Below are 15,556 nucleotides of genomic sequence, written 5' to 3' on the forward strand. Positions count from 1 at the left end.
AGGTCGGCGGCTTGCGGGTCGCGTCAGCCGTTGGCGACCTTTTCCCGGCGCAGCAGTTCGCGCTTGCGTGCCACGCCCCAGGCATAGCCGGACAGGTCGCCGTCGCGGCGCACCACCCGGTGGCAGGGCACCGCCACGGCCAGCGGATTGCTTGCGCAGGCGCGTGCCACCGCGCGGCTCGATCGCGGCGCGCCGATACGCGCGGCGATCTCCGCATATGAGGCCGTCTGTCCACGCGGAATCTGCTGCAGCGCCTGCCATACACGTTGCTGGAACGCCGTGCCGCGGATGTCCAGCGGCAGCGTGGCGCCTCGCGAGGGATCCTCGACCAGGCCCACCACCTGTGCCACCAGTTGCTCATAGCCGCTGTCGGCCCCGACCAGTTCGGCCTGGCGGAAGCGCTGCTGCAGTGACTGCAGCAGCGCTTCCGGATCGTCGCCGAGCAGGATCGCGACGACGCCGGTGGCACTGCTGGCCACCAGCACGCTGCCCAACGAACTTTCGGCAAGCGCGAAGTGGATGACTTCGCCGCGACCACCGGCACGCCATTGCTTCGGCGTCATGCCCAGCAGCTTCGGCGCGTTCTCGTAGAAGCGTCCGCTGGAGCCGAAGCCGGCATCGTGGAAGGCGTCGGTGATGCGTTCCTTCTGCTGAAGTCCGCTGCGCAGGCGATCGGCGCGCAGCGCTGCAGCGTACTGCTTCGGGGTCAACCCGGTGGCCTGCTTGAACAGGCGATGCAGCCGGGTCGGGCTGCAGCCAGCGATGGCGGCCAACGCCTGCAGCGAGGGCTCGTCGAGGCTGGCCTGCAGATGGCGGCAGACCCGTTCGACACGGGCATCGGGAGCGGTGGTGGCGGCGCTTTCCATGGATGGATTCTGGCACGTGCCGGTTCTACGGAAACTCCGTTTCCTGCACCGGGTCGGGAGGCCCGGAAACGGAGTGTCGGCAGGCGAGAGGCGCGGCATCGTGGTGGCCACTCCACAACCGGTACCACCCTCATGCGCCTGAACAACAAGATCGCCCTCATCACCGGTGCCAGTGCTGGCATCGGCCGCGCCAGCGCGCTGCGCTTTGCTGCCGAAGGGGCAAAGCTGGTGCTCAATGCACGACGCCCACAGCCGCTGCTGGTGCTGGCCGAGCAGATCCGCGCCGCCGGTGGCGAGGTGGTGGTGCATGCCGCGGACGTGGCTGATCCGGCCACGGCACCGGCGCTGGTGGAACTGGCCCAGCAGTCATTCGGTGGGTTGGACATCGCGCTCAACAATGCCGGCATGCTCGGCCCCGGTGCACCGGCAGCAGAGTTCCCGGTGGATGCGTGGCGCGAGGTGATGGCCACCAATCTCGATGCCGCCTTCCACGCCGCACGCGCCCAGTTGCCGGCGTTGCTGGCACGCGGCGGTGGCTCGCTGGTGTTTGTCGGCACCTTCGTCGGCCACACCGTCGGCTTCCCGGGCATGGCGGCCTATGCGTCGAGCAAGGCCGGCTTGATAGGCCTGAGCCAGGTGATTGCCGCCGAATACGGCGCGCGCGGCGTGCGCAGCAACGTGCTGTTGCCCGGTGGCACCGATACCGAAATGGGCCGGCAGGCCGCACCGACCGGCGATGCCCGCGACTTCGTGCGCTCGCTGCATGCACTCAAGCGCATGGCCGAGCCGGAAGAGATCGCCAATGCGGCGTTGTTCCTGGCCAGCGATGAAAGCAGCTTCGTTACCGGTACCGCAATGCGCGTTGAAGGCGGCGTGTCGATCACCCGAACCTGAGCGCCGTCACGCGCGAGGCGAGTAGCGGATGCCGCTGCTGGCCATGAATCCCTTCGGGTCGAACCGGGCCCAGGCCTCGCCCCAGCTGAAGCGGGCGTGGCCGCCTGCCAGTTTGCGCCCCAGTGCCGTGGCCAAGGTGCGCCGCATGAAAGCGACTTCGGCATCGATCGCGGCCTGGGTCGGCCAGCCGTCTTCCAGTGTTGCACCGGGCAGATCGACGCTCATTGTCACCATGTCGAGCCGTTGCCCGTGGAAGCCCAGGCTGATGCCAGCGGGCGCACCGCCCAGGCTGAGCCGGTGCAGGCTGAGCCAGTGATAGCCGGTGCCGACATCGCGCTCCCCTCGCACCAGAGGGGCAAAGGCGACGCGCGCTTCGTCCAGTGACAGGGTGGGGCCGATCAATGCGGGCAGGTTGCCGAGCTGGATCCTGCCGTCGGTCGCATTGAGGAGCATCGGCAACGCGTGAGCTGCGTGCTGGGCAGGGGAGGGCATGGAACACAGGTGAGCGTGGTGCCCCGGATTCTGGCCGCGTGGGGCGCTGGCGGCAAGCCGCTTCCTGCACACGATGTTGGCATGGGACTGACCCGCGGCTCACCCGGCAACCTCTAGCGTGGTGGCAACGTTGGCCTGCTGCCGGCGAGGGAGTTTTCGATGAACGAGCAAAGCAGGGATCAGGACCCGAAGCAGGGTATCCAGGAAAGCCGCCAGGACAGGAAGCAGGACGATGTGGCCAAGCAGCGGCCGGGGCAGCGCGATCAACAGGTGCGCGATGCGCACTCGCGCGGCCCGCAACGCAAGGATGGTGACCAGGAGCCGGCCTGAGCCGGAGGCGCTGAAAAGAAAAAACCCGCAGATCATGGCGATCTGCGGGTTCTTCTGAAGAGTGGTGGAGCCAAGGAGGATCGAACTCCTGACCTCGTCATTGCGAACGACGCGCTCTCCCAGCTGAGCTATGGCCCCACGGCAGGCTTTCAGTGTAGCGCCGCCCGCCGCGCTTGCCAAGCGCCCGGCCGGGACGGGGCGGGGACGGGATCCACCGCCGTCCCGGACCGTTTCAGGCCAGGGCCTGCCGCAGCAGGGCGAATTCGACAGAGACCAGGCGTTGCGCAAGGCAATGCCGGGGGCGGCAGCAATGAGCAGTTGTTCCGCGAAGCCGCGACGCCGTAGCGCGAAGCCGCGGCGCCGTAGAAGTAAAGGCGAGAGTTGGTTTCGCAGCGCGCACGCGGGCGACTTGCGAGGGTCGATGTCGCGCTGACCCGGCTGCCAGGAGCTTCGGGATCAGATCCGTTTTCCTTGGGAGAACGGAGCTGACCCCAAGGTGGTGCCGGCGGACTGTGCCGAAACCGCTTGTTTCGCCGGGTTCGGGTGCCGCGCAACGAAATCGTAACAATTTGGGGGATAATGGCCGCTTGCGCAGTTTCCCCCCTTTTTGCCGCCCGGCTCGCGCAGGCCGCACGGACGCCTCCTCAGAGCATTCCATGCCCTCCCATTCCGATTCCCGCCGCCTGTCGGGTCTGTCGTCTTCCTTCGTTTCCTTCCGCCGCCATCCGCTGGCCCTGGCCTGTGCCGGCCTGGCCCTGGTCGGCAGCTTCGGTGCCGCCGCGCAGGACAGCGCGCCGACCCCGACCGGCCTGGACACGATCACCGTGACCGCCGAACACCGTGAGCAGAACCTGCAGGAAGTGCCGGTTTCGGTGGGGGTGGTGCAGGGCGAGCGCATGCGCGACTTCACCGCCGGCGGCGACGACACCCTGCTGGCACTGTCCGGCCGCGTGCCGAGCCTGTATGCGGAAACCACCACCGGCCGCATCTTCCCGCGCTTCTATATCCGTGGCCTGGGCAATATCGACTTCTATCTGGGTGCCTCGCAGCCGGTGTCGATCATCCAGGACGATGTGGTGCTGGAGCACGTGGTGCTGAAGTCCAACCCGGTCTATGACGTGGACCAGGTGGAAGTGCTGCGCGGCCCGCAGGGCTCGCTGTTCGGCCGCAACACCACCGCCGGCATCGTCAAGTTCGACACCCTGAAGCCGACCCAGGACTACACCGGTCGGGTCAACGCCAGCTACGCGACCTACAACAGCGTGTCGATCGACGGCGGCTTCGGCGGCCCGATCAACGACATCGCTTCGTTCCGCGTGTCGGCGCTGTACCAGCACCGCGATGACTACGTCGACAACACCTACAAGGGCCCGAGTGCCGACGGCACGGTCAGCCCGAAGAAGAACGCGATGGGCGGCTTCGATGACCGCAACGTACGCGCGCAGCTGCTGCTGACCCCGAGCGACCAGTTCTCGATCCTGGCCTCGGCCCACGCCCGTGACTACGAAGGCACCTCGACCCTGTTCCTGCGCGGTGCGCTGACCAAGGGCTCGAACAAGACCGACGTGCCGCGCGACCAGGTCGCCTACGACGAAGCCGACAACAACCCGCAGGCCTACAAGACCTACGGCGGCTCGGTGAAGGCGCGCTACGACTTCGGCGCGATCGACTTCACCTCGATCACCGCCTACGAGACCACCTCCGGTTACAGCCGTGGCGACACCGACGGCGGCGCTGCGGTGAACTTCCCGGTGAACGGCGTACCGAACGGCTACGGCCAGTCGATGGGCCGCATCCGTGACCTGGACCAGTGGACCCAGGAATTCCGCCTGGCCAGCCATGACGACAGCGCGCTGCAGTGGCAGGCCGGTGCCTTCTACTTCAACGGCAGCGACACCACCGACTTCTACCAGCGCGCCTGGTTCCTGCAGGGCGCGGCCCGCAACCCGAACAACTGGGTGCGCCTGCGCAACAAGAACACCTCGTGGGCCGGTTTCGGCCAGCTGAGCTATGCCTTCACCGACAAGTTCACCGTCACGGCCGGCCTGCGCCAGACCCGGGACGAGAAGCACACCCGCCTGCTGAAGACGGCTGACACTGCCGCTGGCGTGGTCACCTACAAGGGCCGCACCGACGTCAAGATGTCCGACACCACTCCGAGCTGGGATCTGAGCGCGATGTATCAGATCACGCCGGACGTGAGCGTCTATGCCAAGGTCGCCCGCGGCTTCCGCGGCCCGACCATCCAGGGCCGCTCGGCCGTGTTCAATGCCGACTTCACCACCGCCGATTCCGAGACCATCCTGTCCTGGGAAGCAGGCGTGAAGAGCAGCCTGTGGGACAACCGCCTGCGCTTGAACGCCACCGCGTTCACCTACACCGTCAACGACATCCAGCTCAACGGCAACGATTCGGACGGCAACGGCGTGCTGTTCAACGCCGACAAGGCCAAGGCCTATGGTTTCGAAGCGGACATGGAGCTGCGCCCGATCCCGAACCTGACCCTGAGCGCCGGCCTGAGCCTGCTGCACAGCGAAATCAAGGACAAGCGCGTCTACGCGCAGGTCTGCGGCCTCAACGGCCAGGTGGTGTGCACGGTGAATGACCCGACCATCAAGGTCGGTGCCAACACCTTCGCGCAGATCGACGGCAACCCGCTGCCGAACGCGCCGAAGTACAACGTCAACCTGGCCGCCCGCTACGACTTCCCGGTCAGCGACGCCGGCACCATGTTCGTCTCCACCGACTGGAACAAGCAGGGCTACACCAGCTTCGTGCTGTACGACAGCAAGGAGTTCAACTCCAAGGGTGATTTCGAAGGCGGCCTGAAGATCGGCTACTCGGGCAACTACGGTGCCTACGAAGTGGCGCTGTTCGCGCGCAACATCACCAACGAGAAGAACCTTAAGGGTGTGATCGAGAACTACATGGCTGCGGTCTACAACGAACCGCGCACCGTCGGTGTCTCGCTGAACATGAACTGGTAAGGCGTTGCCACGGTGGCTGGACTTCCCGCCATCGCACTGCTGGAATGCAAAGGGCGGCCCGGTGATCCGGGTCGCCCTTTTTCATGGCCTTCCACGGTAGCCGGACCGCAATCCGGCGCCGTGCTCGGCGCTTCAACGTGCCGGCAGCAGCGCCTGCAGCCGCGACTCCAGCTCCTGCTGGCGCCAGCCGGCCAGTGCGGCCGGCCATTGGCGGCGCTCCAGGTAGCTTTCCAGATGCTTGCGCGAGGCCAGCACGCCATCCGGCAGGCCCAGCTCGCGGCTGCGCTCGGCAACGGCGTCCTGCAGCCTCTTCAGTGCCTGCTTGTTGGTGTCGTTGGCGGGCAATGCCAGCGGTGCCTCGGCCTCATCGGCCAGCGGCGTGTCCAGCGCCTGCCACACCGCGCCGGCGAGCTTGCGCGGTGCCTTCGGGAACTGTTCAAACAGCGTGGCCAGCGCGGCGGCATCGGCCGGTGGCGTGCGTGCCAGCGTGGCGGCCAGTTCGTTGTCCAGGATCCAGCTGCGCGGCCGGTCGCTGCTGCGTGCCTGCACATCACGCCAGCGAAGCAGGCGCAGCAGGCGGCGCTGCGCGGGAGCATCGAGAAACTGCGCTGAGCGCATCGCCAGATGCGGCCAGCGGTCCTCGTCATTGGCGACGCTGGCCAGCAGGCGCTCGCCGTCGTCGTGCAGCCACTGCTGGCGGCCCAGCGCCTGCAGCTTGGCATCAATCGCGTCATGCAGCGCGAACAGATGCTCGACGTCGTCGGCGGCGTATTGCAGTTGCGACTCCGAGAGCGGACGGCGCATCCAGTCCGAGCGCGTTTCGCCCTTGGCCAGCGCCGCGCCGGTGATTTCCGCGACCAGCTTCTGGTAGCCCATGCCGCCACCAATGCCGGCCAGCGAGGCGCCGATCTGTGTGTCGAACAGCGGTCGCGGCAACACGCCGCAGGTCCACTTGAAGGCAACCAGGTCTTCGCTGGCGCTGTGCATCACCTTGGTGATCGATTCATCGGCCAGCCAGGGCGCCAGTGCCTCGGTCATGCCGGGAATCAGCGGATCGATCAGCAGGATGTCCTGCCCGACCGCCATCTGCACCAGAGCCAACTGCGGCCAGAACGTGCGTTCACGGATGAATTCGGTGTCCAGGCCGATGCGGGCCGGACGCTGCTGGAAGTACGCATCCAGCTCGGCGGGGGTGGTGATCCAGGTTGCCACGGGTCAGGGCCTACTACTCGGGTTTGCTCAGGCAGGGGAGAATAGCCTAACGTCGGTCCGCGTCCGTGCCGTAGGAGATCCTGCTTGCGTTTTCCGCTGTCGTCCGTGCTGTGCACCGCTCTGGCCGTGGCCCTGGCCGGTTGCACACCGTCGCCCTCGGCGACACCGGAGCCGGGGCCGGCTGCCGGCGAAGACGCGCGGCCGCAGGAAGGTTCACTGGCGGAGCCGACACCGGGGACCGGGCAGGGCAGCGTCACCATTGCCGGTGAGGATGCCACCGAGGACGTGCAGCGGTGGACACCGCCACGCGTCGACCGGCAGGGCCGCAGCGTCGCCCAGCTGCGTCGCGCAGCCGAAAAGGCGTTCAGCGAAGGGCACCTGTACGAGGACGCCGACGCGGCGGTTCCGCTGTGGCTGGCGGTACAGGAGGAAGACCCGGATGACCGCCTGGCCCGCAGCGGCCTGCAGCGTGCTCGCCAGCGCCTGCAGCAGCAGGCCGATGCCCTGCTGGTTCGGCCACTGCGGCAGCGCGAGGCGCTGGCCGAGGCGAGTCGCCAGGCGCTGGTGCTGCTGACCCTGGCGCCGAAGGATGAGAAGGTGCGCGCGCTGCAGGGCCGGGTGGAGCTCGCCCAGCGCGTGGTGGCCTATAACCGTGCTGGCGAGGAAGACCTGCGGTCGGGGCGGATCGGTGAGGACGGTGACGGTGCGATCGGCAACTTCCGTGAAGCGCTGGCTCTGGACGAACACAACAGCCGGGCGCGGCAGGGCCTGGCGGCGGCCGAAAGTGGCCTGATCCGCCGGGCCGAGGACGCCGCGCGCGTACGCGACTTTGCCAGTGCGGGCACCTGGCTGGCCGAAGCCAGCAAGGTCCGTGACTCGTCACCGACCATTGCCGATGCCTTTGAGCGCATCGAGCAGATCCGCGCCGCCGCGCTGCTGCAGCTGCGTGATGAGGGCCTGCGCGAGCTGGCGACGCCGCAGGGGCTGAAGCCGGCGCGCGAAAAGCTGGCCGAGGCCCTGCGCATCGCCTTGCCGGGGGATGCGGTGGTGGCCCAGCTGCGCGAGCGCATCGATCTGGCCACCCATTACGGCAGCTTCCGCCCGGGCCAGGTGTTCAGCGACGCGATGCGTGATGGTGGGCGCGGTCCGCAGATGGTGGTGGTGCCGCATGGCGGCTTCCAGATGGGCGCGGGTGATGCCGAGCCCGGTTCCACCGACGCCGAGCGCCCCTCCCATTACGTTCGCTTTGACCGCGGCTTCGCGATGGCGATCACCGAGGTTACCGTCGGCGATTTCGAGCGCTATGTGAGGTCGACCAATGCACGACCACGTGCGACCCGGCGCGGCCACTCGGTGGTCTATGACGAGCGCAGCGGCAATTTCATCCGCCGCAGCGGCGTCGACTGGCGTTCGGATTACGATGGCGCGCGCGCACTGGGCAACTCGCCGGTGATGCATGTCAGCGTGCGGGATGCCGAGAACTACGCGGCATGGCTGTCCGAGCAGACCGGACGCAGCTACCGGCTGCCGAGCGAGGCCGAATTCGAATATGCGCTGCGCGCCGGGAACAGTGGCCGCTACCCCTGGGGAGACGCCGGTACGCCGCCGCCGGGCAGCGGCAACTTCACCGGCAGCAAGGACGTCTCGCCTTCGGGTCGGCACTGGCACAACGCTTTCATCGGCTATGGCGATGGCTGGTGGGGACCGGCGCCGGTGGCCAGTTTCCAGGCCAATGCTTTCGGCCTGCACGACATGGCCGGGAATCTGAGCGAATGGGTGGCCGACTGCTGGCACGCCAGCTACCGGCGTGCGCCGTCCGACGGTGTCGCCTGGTTCAACCCGGGCTGCCGGTCACGGGTGATCCGGGGCGGCAATTGGGCCAATGCGCCCGAGCAGACTCGTGCGGCCTGGCGGCAATCGCAGGATTCGGACACCACCAATGCGCGCATCGGCTTCCGTCTGGTGCGCGGCATCTGAGCGGCATCGGGCTTCACCCGCTGCTGGCGTCCGCGCACTAAGATTGCGCCGTGCCCGCCAGCCGGCGGGGTCTGCTGGAAGACCACCGATGCGCAACGATCCCTTTTCCCGCTCGCCCCAAGGCCCGCAGCGACGCGGCCTGTTCGGCAACATCCGCTGGTGGGTGCTGCTGCTGGCGGCGGGCTATGCGGTGTTCTACTGGTTCTCCAATCGCACCGTCGATCCCTACACCGGCGAGAAGGTGATGATCGACAGCAGCCTGGATGCGCGCCAGGAGACCGCGCTCGGTCTGCAGGCCTACCAGCAGATCCTCGCGCAGGAACGGCCGATGGATCCGAATGCGCCGATCGCGCGCGATGTGCGCGACATCGCGCAGCGCCTGATCGCCAAGGTGGATGTGGTGGAGACCGCGCTGGCACAGGAGCACGGCGTGCAGCCGGCGCATTTCGCGCGGGATTTCCAGTGGGAAGTGAATGTGATCCCGTCCGAGCAGGCCAATGCGTTCTGCCTGCCGGGCGGCAAGATGGCGGTCTACACCGGCCTGGTGCCGGTGGCGCGTACGCGTGATGCGATGGCGGTGGTGATGGGCCATGAGATCGCCCACGCGCTGCTGCGCCATGGTGCGCAGCGGATGGCGCAGCAGAAGCTGACCCAGATCGGGCAGATGGCCGGTGCCGCCAGCGGCATGGATGCGCAGCAGCAACAGATGATGATGTCGGCGATGGGCTACGGCTATCTGCTGCCCTATGCGCGCAGCCACGAGACGCAGGCCGATGAAGTGGGGCTGATGCTGGCCGCGGCGGCGTGCTTCGATCCCCGCGAGGCGGTGCCGCTGTGGCAGCGCATGGGCCAGGCCAGTGGCGGCCAGGCGCCGCCGGAGTTCGCTTCCACCCACCCGAATCCGGGCACCCGCATCCAGAACCTGCAGGCACTGATGCCGAAGGCGCTCGAGTACCGGCAGAAGTTCTGCGAGCAGGCAAAGTAGGGGGTTGTTCGTCAGGGCTGCGCCCTGCACCTGCCGAAGCCAGAGCAACAGCAACAGCAACAGCAACAGCCGAAGCAAAAGCTGGCTATCCGTGGGATGGCGGGGTGGGGGGGGGGGGGGGGGGGGGGGGGGGCGGGGGGGGCGCCCGGGGGGGGGGGGGGGGCCGGCGGGCGCCCCCCCCGCCCCCCCCCCCCCCCCCGCCACCGAAGAGCGCCGTGTGTGGATAGAAGAGCCCGGGTTGGGTTTTATGTGTTAAACGAAAAAACAAGCGGGGGTGGTTCGCTTTTGCATAGAAAAACCGCACCCCACCCCAACCCACAGCGCGCGGCTGTTGCTGTTGCCTTTGCTCTTGATCTTCTTCCTTCTCTTCCGTGGCTGACGCGCACGGAAATTTTCGGGGGGCGTGCGGGTGGGAGTGGCGGGGGTATCCGCGCCATGGATGGCGCGGCTAAGCCTCCACGGACGGATTCACGGCGTCCCCGCGAACCCAACCCGCCCCGCCAAGCGCGACATAACCCAGAGCCGCCTTTGACGTTGCTGTTGCCGTTGCTGTTGCCTGCCGCAGGCAGCGCCCGCGGCCGCCGCCGCAAAGGAAACCCCTTAGATCTTCTTCGCCAGCGATTCCGCCAGACCGGTGTAGCTGCCCGGGGTCATGTCCAGCAGACGCTGCTTCGCATCCGCCGGCAGCTCCAGCCCCTGCACGAACGCACGCATCGACTCGGCCGTGATGCCCTGGCCGCGGGTCAGCGCCTTCAGCTGCTCATACGGGTTCGGCAGGCCGTGGCGGCGCATCACCGTCTGCACGGCCTCGGCCAGCACTTCCCAGGCCGCGTCCAGATCGGCATCCAGGCGCTGCGGGTTCACTTCCAGCTTGCCCAGGCCCTTGGCCAGCGAATCCAGCGCCACCTGGCTGTGGCCGAACGCGGTGCCCAGTGCACGCAGCACGGTGGAATCGGTCAGGTCACGCTGCCAGCGGCTGATCGGCAGCTTCGCGCTGAAGTGCTCGAACAGCGCGTTGGCGATACCGAAGTTGCCTTCCGCGTTCTCGAAATCGATCGGATTGACCTTGTGCGGCATCGTCGACGAGCCGACTTCGCCTTCCTTCAGGCGCTGCTTGAAGTAGCCCAGCGAGATGTAGCCCCAGATGTCGCGGGCCAGGTCGATCAGGATGATATTGGCGCGACGCGCCGCATCGCCGATCTCGGCGATGTTGTCGTGCGGCTCGATCTGCGTGGTGTACGGGTTGAATACCAGGCCCAGGCCGGTCACGAAGCGCTCGGCGAAGGCCGGCCAGTCCACGTCCGGGTAGCTGGCGATGTGGGCGTTGTAGTTGCCGACCGCACCGTTGATCTTGCCGGTCAGTTCGACCGCGGCGATCTGCCGGCGCTGGCGCTCCAGGCGTGCGACCACGTTGGCCAGCTCCTTGCCCAGCGTGGTCGGCGAGGCGGTCTGGCCGTGGGTGCGCGACAGCATCGGCTGGCCGGCCTGGGCGTGGGCCAGGGTGCGCAGGGTGCTGGCGATGCCGTCCAGGGTCGGCAGCAGCACCTCGCGGCGGGCCTGTTCCAGCATCAGTCCGTAGCTGAGGTTGTTGATGTCTTCGCTGGTGCAGGCGAAATGCACGAATTCCAGCGCCGGAGCCAGCTCGGCGTCGTCCTTCAGCTGTTCCTTGATGAAGTACTCCACCGCCTTGACGTCATGGTTGGTGGTGCGCTCGATCTCCTTCACGCGCGCGGCCTGGGCCGGGCTGAAGCGGGCGGCCAGGTCGCGCAGGCGGGCGACGGCGGCGTCGGAGAACGGCGCCAGTTCGACGATGCCCGGTTCGGCGGCCAGCGCCAGCAGCCATTCCACCTCGACCGTGATGCGGGCCTTGATCAGGCCGTATTCGGAGAAGATCGGGCGCAGCGCGTCGACCTTGCCGGCATAGCGGCCATCGAGCGGGGACAGGGCGAGCAGGGCGGAATCGGACATGTCGGCAGGGCTGGGACGAGCGGCGGGGCCGATATTCTACGACGTGCCGGCGGGGCGTGCCCTGTAGAGCCGAGCCCACGCTCGGCTGCTTCGGAGAATCCGGCGCCCTGCGGGAAGCCGAGCATGGGCTCGGCTCTACAACACGGCCCTGCGGACGGAACGTTCTGGCCCGTCCTCATCATCCCACGCTGCGGGCAAGGGAGTATCGTTGGCGCAGCCGCCAGCCCGGGAAGCGACACCCTGCCAGCCGCCGCTTCCCTTTCCCCAACTGAAGTAGTGCGGAGTTGAAGCAATGAGCAAAGCTGCAAGCAAGGGTTTCAGAATCGAACACGACAGCATGGGCGAGCTGCAGGTGCCTGCCGACGCCCTGTGGGGCGCCCAGACCCAGCGTGCCGTGCAGAATTTCCCGGTGTCGGGCCAGCGCATGCCGCGCGGTTTCATCCGTGCCCTGGGCCTGGTCAAGGGCGCTGCCGCCGGCGTCAACGCCGAGCTGGGCCACCTGCCGAAGAACGTGGCCAAGGCCATCCAGACCGCTGCTGCCGAAGTGGCCGCCGGCAACTGGGACGCGCACTTCCCGATCGACGTCTACCAGACCGGTTCGGGCACGTCGTCGAACATGAATGCCAATGAGGTCATCGCCACCTTGGCCAACCGTGCCGGCAAGGCGGGCAAGACCACCGTGCATCCCAATGACCACGTCAACCAGGGGCAGAGCTCCAACGACGTGATCCCGACCGCGCTGCGCGTGTCGGCGGTGCTGGCGACGCACGAACAGCTGCTGCCGGCGCTGGTGCACCTGCGCAAGACCCTCGACAAGAAGGGCCGCAGCCTGCGCAAGGTGGTCAAGACCGGCCGTACCCACCTGATGGACGCGATGCCACTGACCTTCGAGCAGGAGTTCGGCGCATGGTCGGCGCAGCTGGCCTCGGCGCAGGAGCGCATCGAAGACAGCCTCAAGCGCGTGCGCCGCCTGCCGCTGGGTGGCACCGCCATCGGCACTGGCATCAACGCCGACCCGCGTTTTGGCGCGCAGGTAGCCAAGGCACTGAAGCAACAGACCGGTTTCAAGTTCGACAGCGCCGAGAACAAGTTCGAAGGCCTGGCCGCGCAGGACGATGCAGTGGAGTTGTCCGGCCAGCTCAATGCACTGGCGGTGGCGTTGATCAAGATCGCCAATGATCTTCGCTGGATGAATGCCGGTCCGCTGGCCGGGCTGGGCGAGATCGAACTGCCGGCACTGCAGCCGGGCAGCTCGATCATGCCGGGCAAGGTCAACCCGGTGATTCCGGAAGCGACCGTGATGGCCTGCGCGCAGGTGATCGGCCACCACACGGCAATCACCGTGGCCGGACAGACCGGCAACTTCCAGCTCAACGTCACCCTGCCACTGATCGCGGTGAACCTGCTCGATGGCATCGGCCTGCTCGCGAATGTGTCGCGGCTGCTGGCCGACAGCGCGATCGCCGGGCTGAAGGTGCGCGAGGACCGCGTGGCCGAAGCGCTGGCGCGCAATCCGATCCTGGTTACTGCACTGAACCCGATCATCGGCTACGAGAAGGCCGCGGCCATTGCCAAGCGTGCCTACAAGGAACAGCGCCCGGTGTTGGACGTCGCGCTGGAGGACAGCGGCCTGGACGAAGCCGAGCTGCGCCGCCTGCTGGACCCGGTCGCGCTGACTGCCGGTGGCATCCAGGCGGGGGGCGGTGGCGGGGGCGGTTGATCGAACGGCGTGCGGACCAAGGTCCGCACCCACCACACGCAGGAACGCCGCCCTGGGGCGGCGTTTCTGCTTCAGCGACGGTCGGCGACGATGTTGCCGAACGTGTCGGTGTAATCCTTGAACTCGGGGATGCGCTGGATCAGGTCCGCCGGAATCACTTCCATGCTCTCCGGCGGCTGGATCTTCACCGGTTGCATGTTGGGATCGGCCGGGGCGGCGACCAGGGTGTTCTGGCGCAGCACCTGCAGCCTGCCGAACATCGTCTGCAGCATCTGCTTCTGCCCTTGGTCCAGCGGGATCTGGATCTCGTCCACCTTCATCGTGCCATCGCCGAGGATGATGATGTTCGGTGCCGGCGGGCGACGCACGGTCACCATGCCTTCGCTGACGGAAATCTTGGGCTTGCCGCGCTCGGCGCGGTGGTTGCGGTAATCCTTGTCACAGCCGACCAGGCCCAGGCAGAGCAGGGCGGCCAGCAGCAGGAACAACTTCTTCATGGCATTCGGTTCGGGGGCGTCCGGGGCCGCCATTGTAAGCCGGTCGGCACGCTACGGCCGGCAGCGGGGCGCCGCTGCCGGCCGGGTGCGCTGATCTGTCACAGGCCTAGCGCCGGACCACGGTGTCCTTGCCGCAGTCGTCGACGTCACTCTGGTCCATCGTTGCGTAGGGCTTGAACGCCGGCAGCTCGCGCGCCAGTGCCTGCTGGCTGGCCAGCATCGCCGGCATGCGGTTGCAGATGCGCTTGGCCTGGGCCTCGATCTTCTCGGCCTCGGCGTTGATCCGCTTCTCGATGCCTTCGCTGTCGCCGCTGAAAATGCCCTTCAGCGCTTCGCCGGCAGCGCTGGCACCGAGCTTGGCGCCAGCCAGGCCGACATCCATGCCGTCCATTGCAATGGCGACGACGTGGCCGCGATATTCCAGCAGCCGTTGGCGCTGGGTTTCGTTGGCCGGCACGTCCTTGCCGTCGATCAGCAGGTGGCCATCCGGGGTGATCTCGGCACGCGGCTGCTTGTCGGCCGAGATCTTGATGTTGCCCTGAGTGATGTCCTTGCGGGCATCGTCCATGGCCTCCTTGACAGTCTGGCCGACCCCGCTGGTCGCGTCGGCCACGCTTTTGCCGACGGTGGTATCAGGCGTGGAGGACGTGCCGCCGCAGGCGATCAGCGGCAGGCACAGCAGGGTGGCAGGCAGCACGCGCAGCAGATTCATGGCAGTTTCCTCGATCGGTCCGTAGCGGTTACTTTTTACGGGGCAGGGTGACGGTGCCGCTGACGTTGCGGTGGCCGACATCGCCGCTGCCGCTGTGGTCGACGGTCAGGCTGCCGCGCACGCCATCGACCTGGATGTCCCCCGAGCCGTGACTGCGCACATGCACATTGCCGCCGATGTCGGACAGATCAACATCGCCCGAGCCGACCACACCGACCTCGACGTTGCCTTGCACGCGCTTGAACCCGATGTCGCCGGAACCGACCGTGTCCAGTCGTGCGTTGCCGCGGACATCGCTGATCTTCAGGTCACCCGAACCGACAGTGCCGGTGACCGCATCGCCACCGATGTTGCGCACCTTGACGTCGCCGGAACCCAGCGAGAGCAGGTTCAGCGAACTGCCGCCGTCAATGTCCAGGTCGCCCGAACCCACCGCTGCATGGATGCTGCCGCGGGTGCCACGCACGATGGCATCACCGGAGCCGACATCCACGCTCAGCGACTGCGCGTTGTCCACGCTGGCATCGCCGGAGCCGACCTTGAACTGCAGCGGAAGGTTGTCCGGCACGCTGCCACGGATGTCCAGCCAGGCATAACTGCTGCCCAAGCTGATGCCGCTGTCACGGCCCTCGCGGCGCAGACTCACCACCAGCTTGTCGCCCACCTTGCGCTGGTCCAGTACCAGCTGCTCCAGCCATTCCTGGCTGGACGCACAGGCACGGCCATCCAACTGGCCACCGCCGGGGCTGGCGACCACCTTCAGGTCATGCTGGTTGACCTCGAACACCACCGCTTTGGCACCGGCCACGTCCAGCTTCAGCGCGCGGGCAGCGGTGAACTTGCAGTTCGGAGCATCGGCGGCCAGCGCCGACAGCGGCAACAGCAACAATGCAGAACAGGCGAGCAGGGAACGCAT

The 15,556-nt window shown here is 67.4% G+C and carries 13 protein-coding genes and 1 tRNA gene; 6 read left to right on the top strand and 8 right to left on the bottom strand.

The genetic code is table 11. The features are described 5' to 3' along the window. Positions 1–23: 23 nt before the first annotated feature. Complete coding sequence (locus WDC87_RS01050) at positions 24–866, bottom strand: methylated-DNA--[protein]-cysteine S-methyltransferase (protein WP_072169138.1); 843 nt, start codon at positions 864–866, stop codon at positions 24–26. Positions 867–998: 132 nt separating this feature from the next. Here WDC87_RS01050 and WDC87_RS01055 point away from each other — a divergent pair, with 132 nt between their 5' ends. Further along, positions 999–1,760 carry an SDR family oxidoreductase gene (locus WDC87_RS01055; protein WP_072169139.1) on the top strand — a complete coding sequence of 254 codons (762 nt, stop codon included), beginning with the start codon at positions 999–1,001 and terminating at the stop codon, positions 1,758–1,760. Positions 1,761–1,766: 6 nt separating this feature from the next. Here WDC87_RS01055 and WDC87_RS01060 read toward each other — a convergent pair whose 3' ends face one another. Further along, positions 1,767–2,252, bottom strand: coding sequence for a hypothetical protein (locus WDC87_RS01060; RefSeq protein ID WP_072169140.1), 486 nt, complete (start codon positions 2,250–2,252; stop codon positions 1,767–1,769). Positions 2,253–2,411: 159 nt separating this feature from the next. Between WDC87_RS01060 and WDC87_RS01065 the strand changes: the two genes are divergently transcribed. Further along, positions 2,412–2,582, top strand: coding sequence for a hypothetical protein (locus tag WDC87_RS01065; protein ID WP_162838143.1), 171 nt, complete (start codon positions 2,412–2,414; stop codon positions 2,580–2,582). A gap of 62 nt (positions 2,583–2,644) precedes the next feature. On the opposite strand, the gene WDC87_RS01070 is transcribed toward WDC87_RS01065, so the two are convergent. After that, positions 2,645–2,720, bottom strand: a tRNA-Ala gene (locus tag WDC87_RS01070). A 518-nt stretch (positions 2,721–3,238) separates the two neighbouring features. Here WDC87_RS01070 and WDC87_RS01075 point away from each other — a divergent pair. Next, positions 3,239–5,569 (top strand): TonB-dependent receptor, encoded by a 2,331-nt coding sequence (locus WDC87_RS01075; RefSeq protein ID WP_252744381.1) that lies wholly within the window; start codon positions 3,239–3,241, stop codon positions 5,567–5,569. 132 nt (positions 5,570–5,701) lie between these two features. Here the strand turns inward: WDC87_RS01075 and rnd are convergent, their stop codons facing one another. After that, positions 5,702–6,781 (bottom strand): ribonuclease D, encoded by a 1,080-nt coding sequence (rnd, locus tag WDC87_RS01080; protein ID WP_252744382.1) that lies wholly within the window; start codon positions 6,779–6,781, stop codon positions 5,702–5,704. Between the two features lie 84 nt (positions 6,782–6,865). Between rnd and WDC87_RS01085 the strand changes: the two genes are divergently transcribed. Continuing rightward, positions 6,866–8,758 (top strand): formylglycine-generating enzyme family protein, encoded by a 1,893-nt coding sequence (locus tag WDC87_RS01085; RefSeq protein WP_252744383.1) that lies wholly within the window; start codon positions 6,866–6,868, stop codon positions 8,756–8,758. 88 nt (positions 8,759–8,846) lie between these two features. After that, positions 8,847–9,743 carry a M48 family metallopeptidase gene (locus tag WDC87_RS01090; protein ID WP_065186028.1) on the top strand — a complete coding sequence of 299 codons (897 nt, stop codon included), beginning with the start codon at positions 8,847–8,849 and terminating at the stop codon, positions 9,741–9,743. A gap of 600 nt (positions 9,744–10,343) precedes the next feature. Here the strand turns inward: WDC87_RS01090 and purB are convergent. Beyond that, positions 10,344–11,711 carry an adenylosuccinate lyase gene (purB, locus tag WDC87_RS01095; protein WP_252744737.1) on the bottom strand — a complete coding sequence of 456 codons (1,368 nt, stop codon included), beginning with the start codon at positions 11,709–11,711 and terminating at the stop codon, positions 10,344–10,346. A 292-nt stretch (positions 11,712–12,003) separates the two neighbouring features. On the opposite strand from purB, the gene WDC87_RS01100 reads away from it, so the two are divergent. Continuing rightward, entirely contained in the window at positions 12,004–13,431 is a 1,428-nt protein-coding gene (locus WDC87_RS01100) for a class II fumarate hydratase (RefSeq protein ID WP_072168173.1), read from the top strand. A 71-nt stretch (positions 13,432–13,502) separates the two neighbouring features. Here WDC87_RS01100 and WDC87_RS01105 read toward each other — a convergent pair whose 3' ends face one another. The 3 genes from WDC87_RS01105 to WDC87_RS01115 all read right to left on the bottom strand — a co-directional run bounded on the left by WDC87_RS01105 (position 13,503) and on the right by WDC87_RS01115 (position 15,556). Next, on the bottom strand, positions 13,503–13,928 hold the full coding sequence (locus WDC87_RS01105; protein ID WP_072168172.1) for a hypothetical protein: 426 nt from the start codon (positions 13,926–13,928) through the stop codon (positions 13,503–13,505). Positions 13,929–14,034: 106 nt separating this feature from the next. Continuing rightward, a complete protein-coding gene (locus WDC87_RS01110) occupies positions 14,035–14,640 on the bottom strand; it encodes a hypothetical protein (protein ID WP_072168171.1) in 606 nt (201 codons plus the stop codon). Between the two features lie 28 nt (positions 14,641–14,668). After that, complete coding sequence (locus WDC87_RS01115; RefSeq protein ID WP_072168170.1) at positions 14,669–15,556, bottom strand: DUF2807 domain-containing protein; 888 nt, start codon at positions 15,554–15,556, stop codon at positions 14,669–14,671.

It is taken from the genome of Stenotrophomonas maltophilia group sp. Smal12, assembly GCF_037079935.1.
GTDB lineage: Bacteria > Pseudomonadota > Gammaproteobacteria > Xanthomonadales > Xanthomonadaceae > Stenotrophomonas > Stenotrophomonas sepilia.

Bases quoted from the DNA above. Each gene is read 5' to 3' on its own strand.
- WDC87_RS01050 (WP_072169138.1), bottom strand. From the start codon at position 866: ATGGAAAGCGCCGCCACCACCGCTCCCGATGCCCGTGTCGAACGGGTC.
- WDC87_RS01055 (WP_072169139.1), top strand. From the start codon at position 999: ATGCGCCTGAACAACAAGATCGCCCTCATCACCGGTGCCAGTGCTGGC.
- WDC87_RS01060 (WP_072169140.1), bottom strand. From the start codon at position 2,252: ATGCCCTCCCCTGCCCAGCACGCAGCTCACGCGTTGCCGATGCTCCTC.
- WDC87_RS01065 (WP_162838143.1), top strand. From the start codon at position 2,412: ATGAACGAGCAAAGCAGGGATCAGGACCCGAAGCAGGGTATCCAGGAA.
- WDC87_RS01075 (WP_252744381.1), top strand. From the start codon at position 3,239: ATGCCCTCCCATTCCGATTCCCGCCGCCTGTCGGGTCTGTCGTCTTCC.
- WDC87_RS01090 (WP_065186028.1), top strand. From the start codon at position 8,847: ATGCGCAACGATCCCTTTTCCCGCTCGCCCCAAGGCCCGCAGCGACGC.
- purB (WP_252744737.1), bottom strand. From the start codon at position 11,711: ATGTCCGATTCCGCCCTGCTCGCCCTGTCCCCGCTCGATGGCCGCTAT.
- WDC87_RS01100 (WP_072168173.1), top strand. From the start codon at position 12,004: ATGAGCAAAGCTGCAAGCAAGGGTTTCAGAATCGAACACGACAGCATG.
- WDC87_RS01105 (WP_072168172.1), bottom strand. From the start codon at position 13,928: ATGAAGAAGTTGTTCCTGCTGCTGGCCGCCCTGCTCTGCCTGGGCCTG.
- WDC87_RS01110 (WP_072168171.1), bottom strand. From the start codon at position 14,640: ATGAATCTGCTGCGCGTGCTGCCTGCCACCCTGCTGTGCCTGCCGCTG.
- WDC87_RS01115 (WP_072168170.1), bottom strand. From the start codon at position 15,556: ATGCGTTCCCTGCTCGCCTGTTCTGCATTGTTGCTGTTGCCGCTGTCG.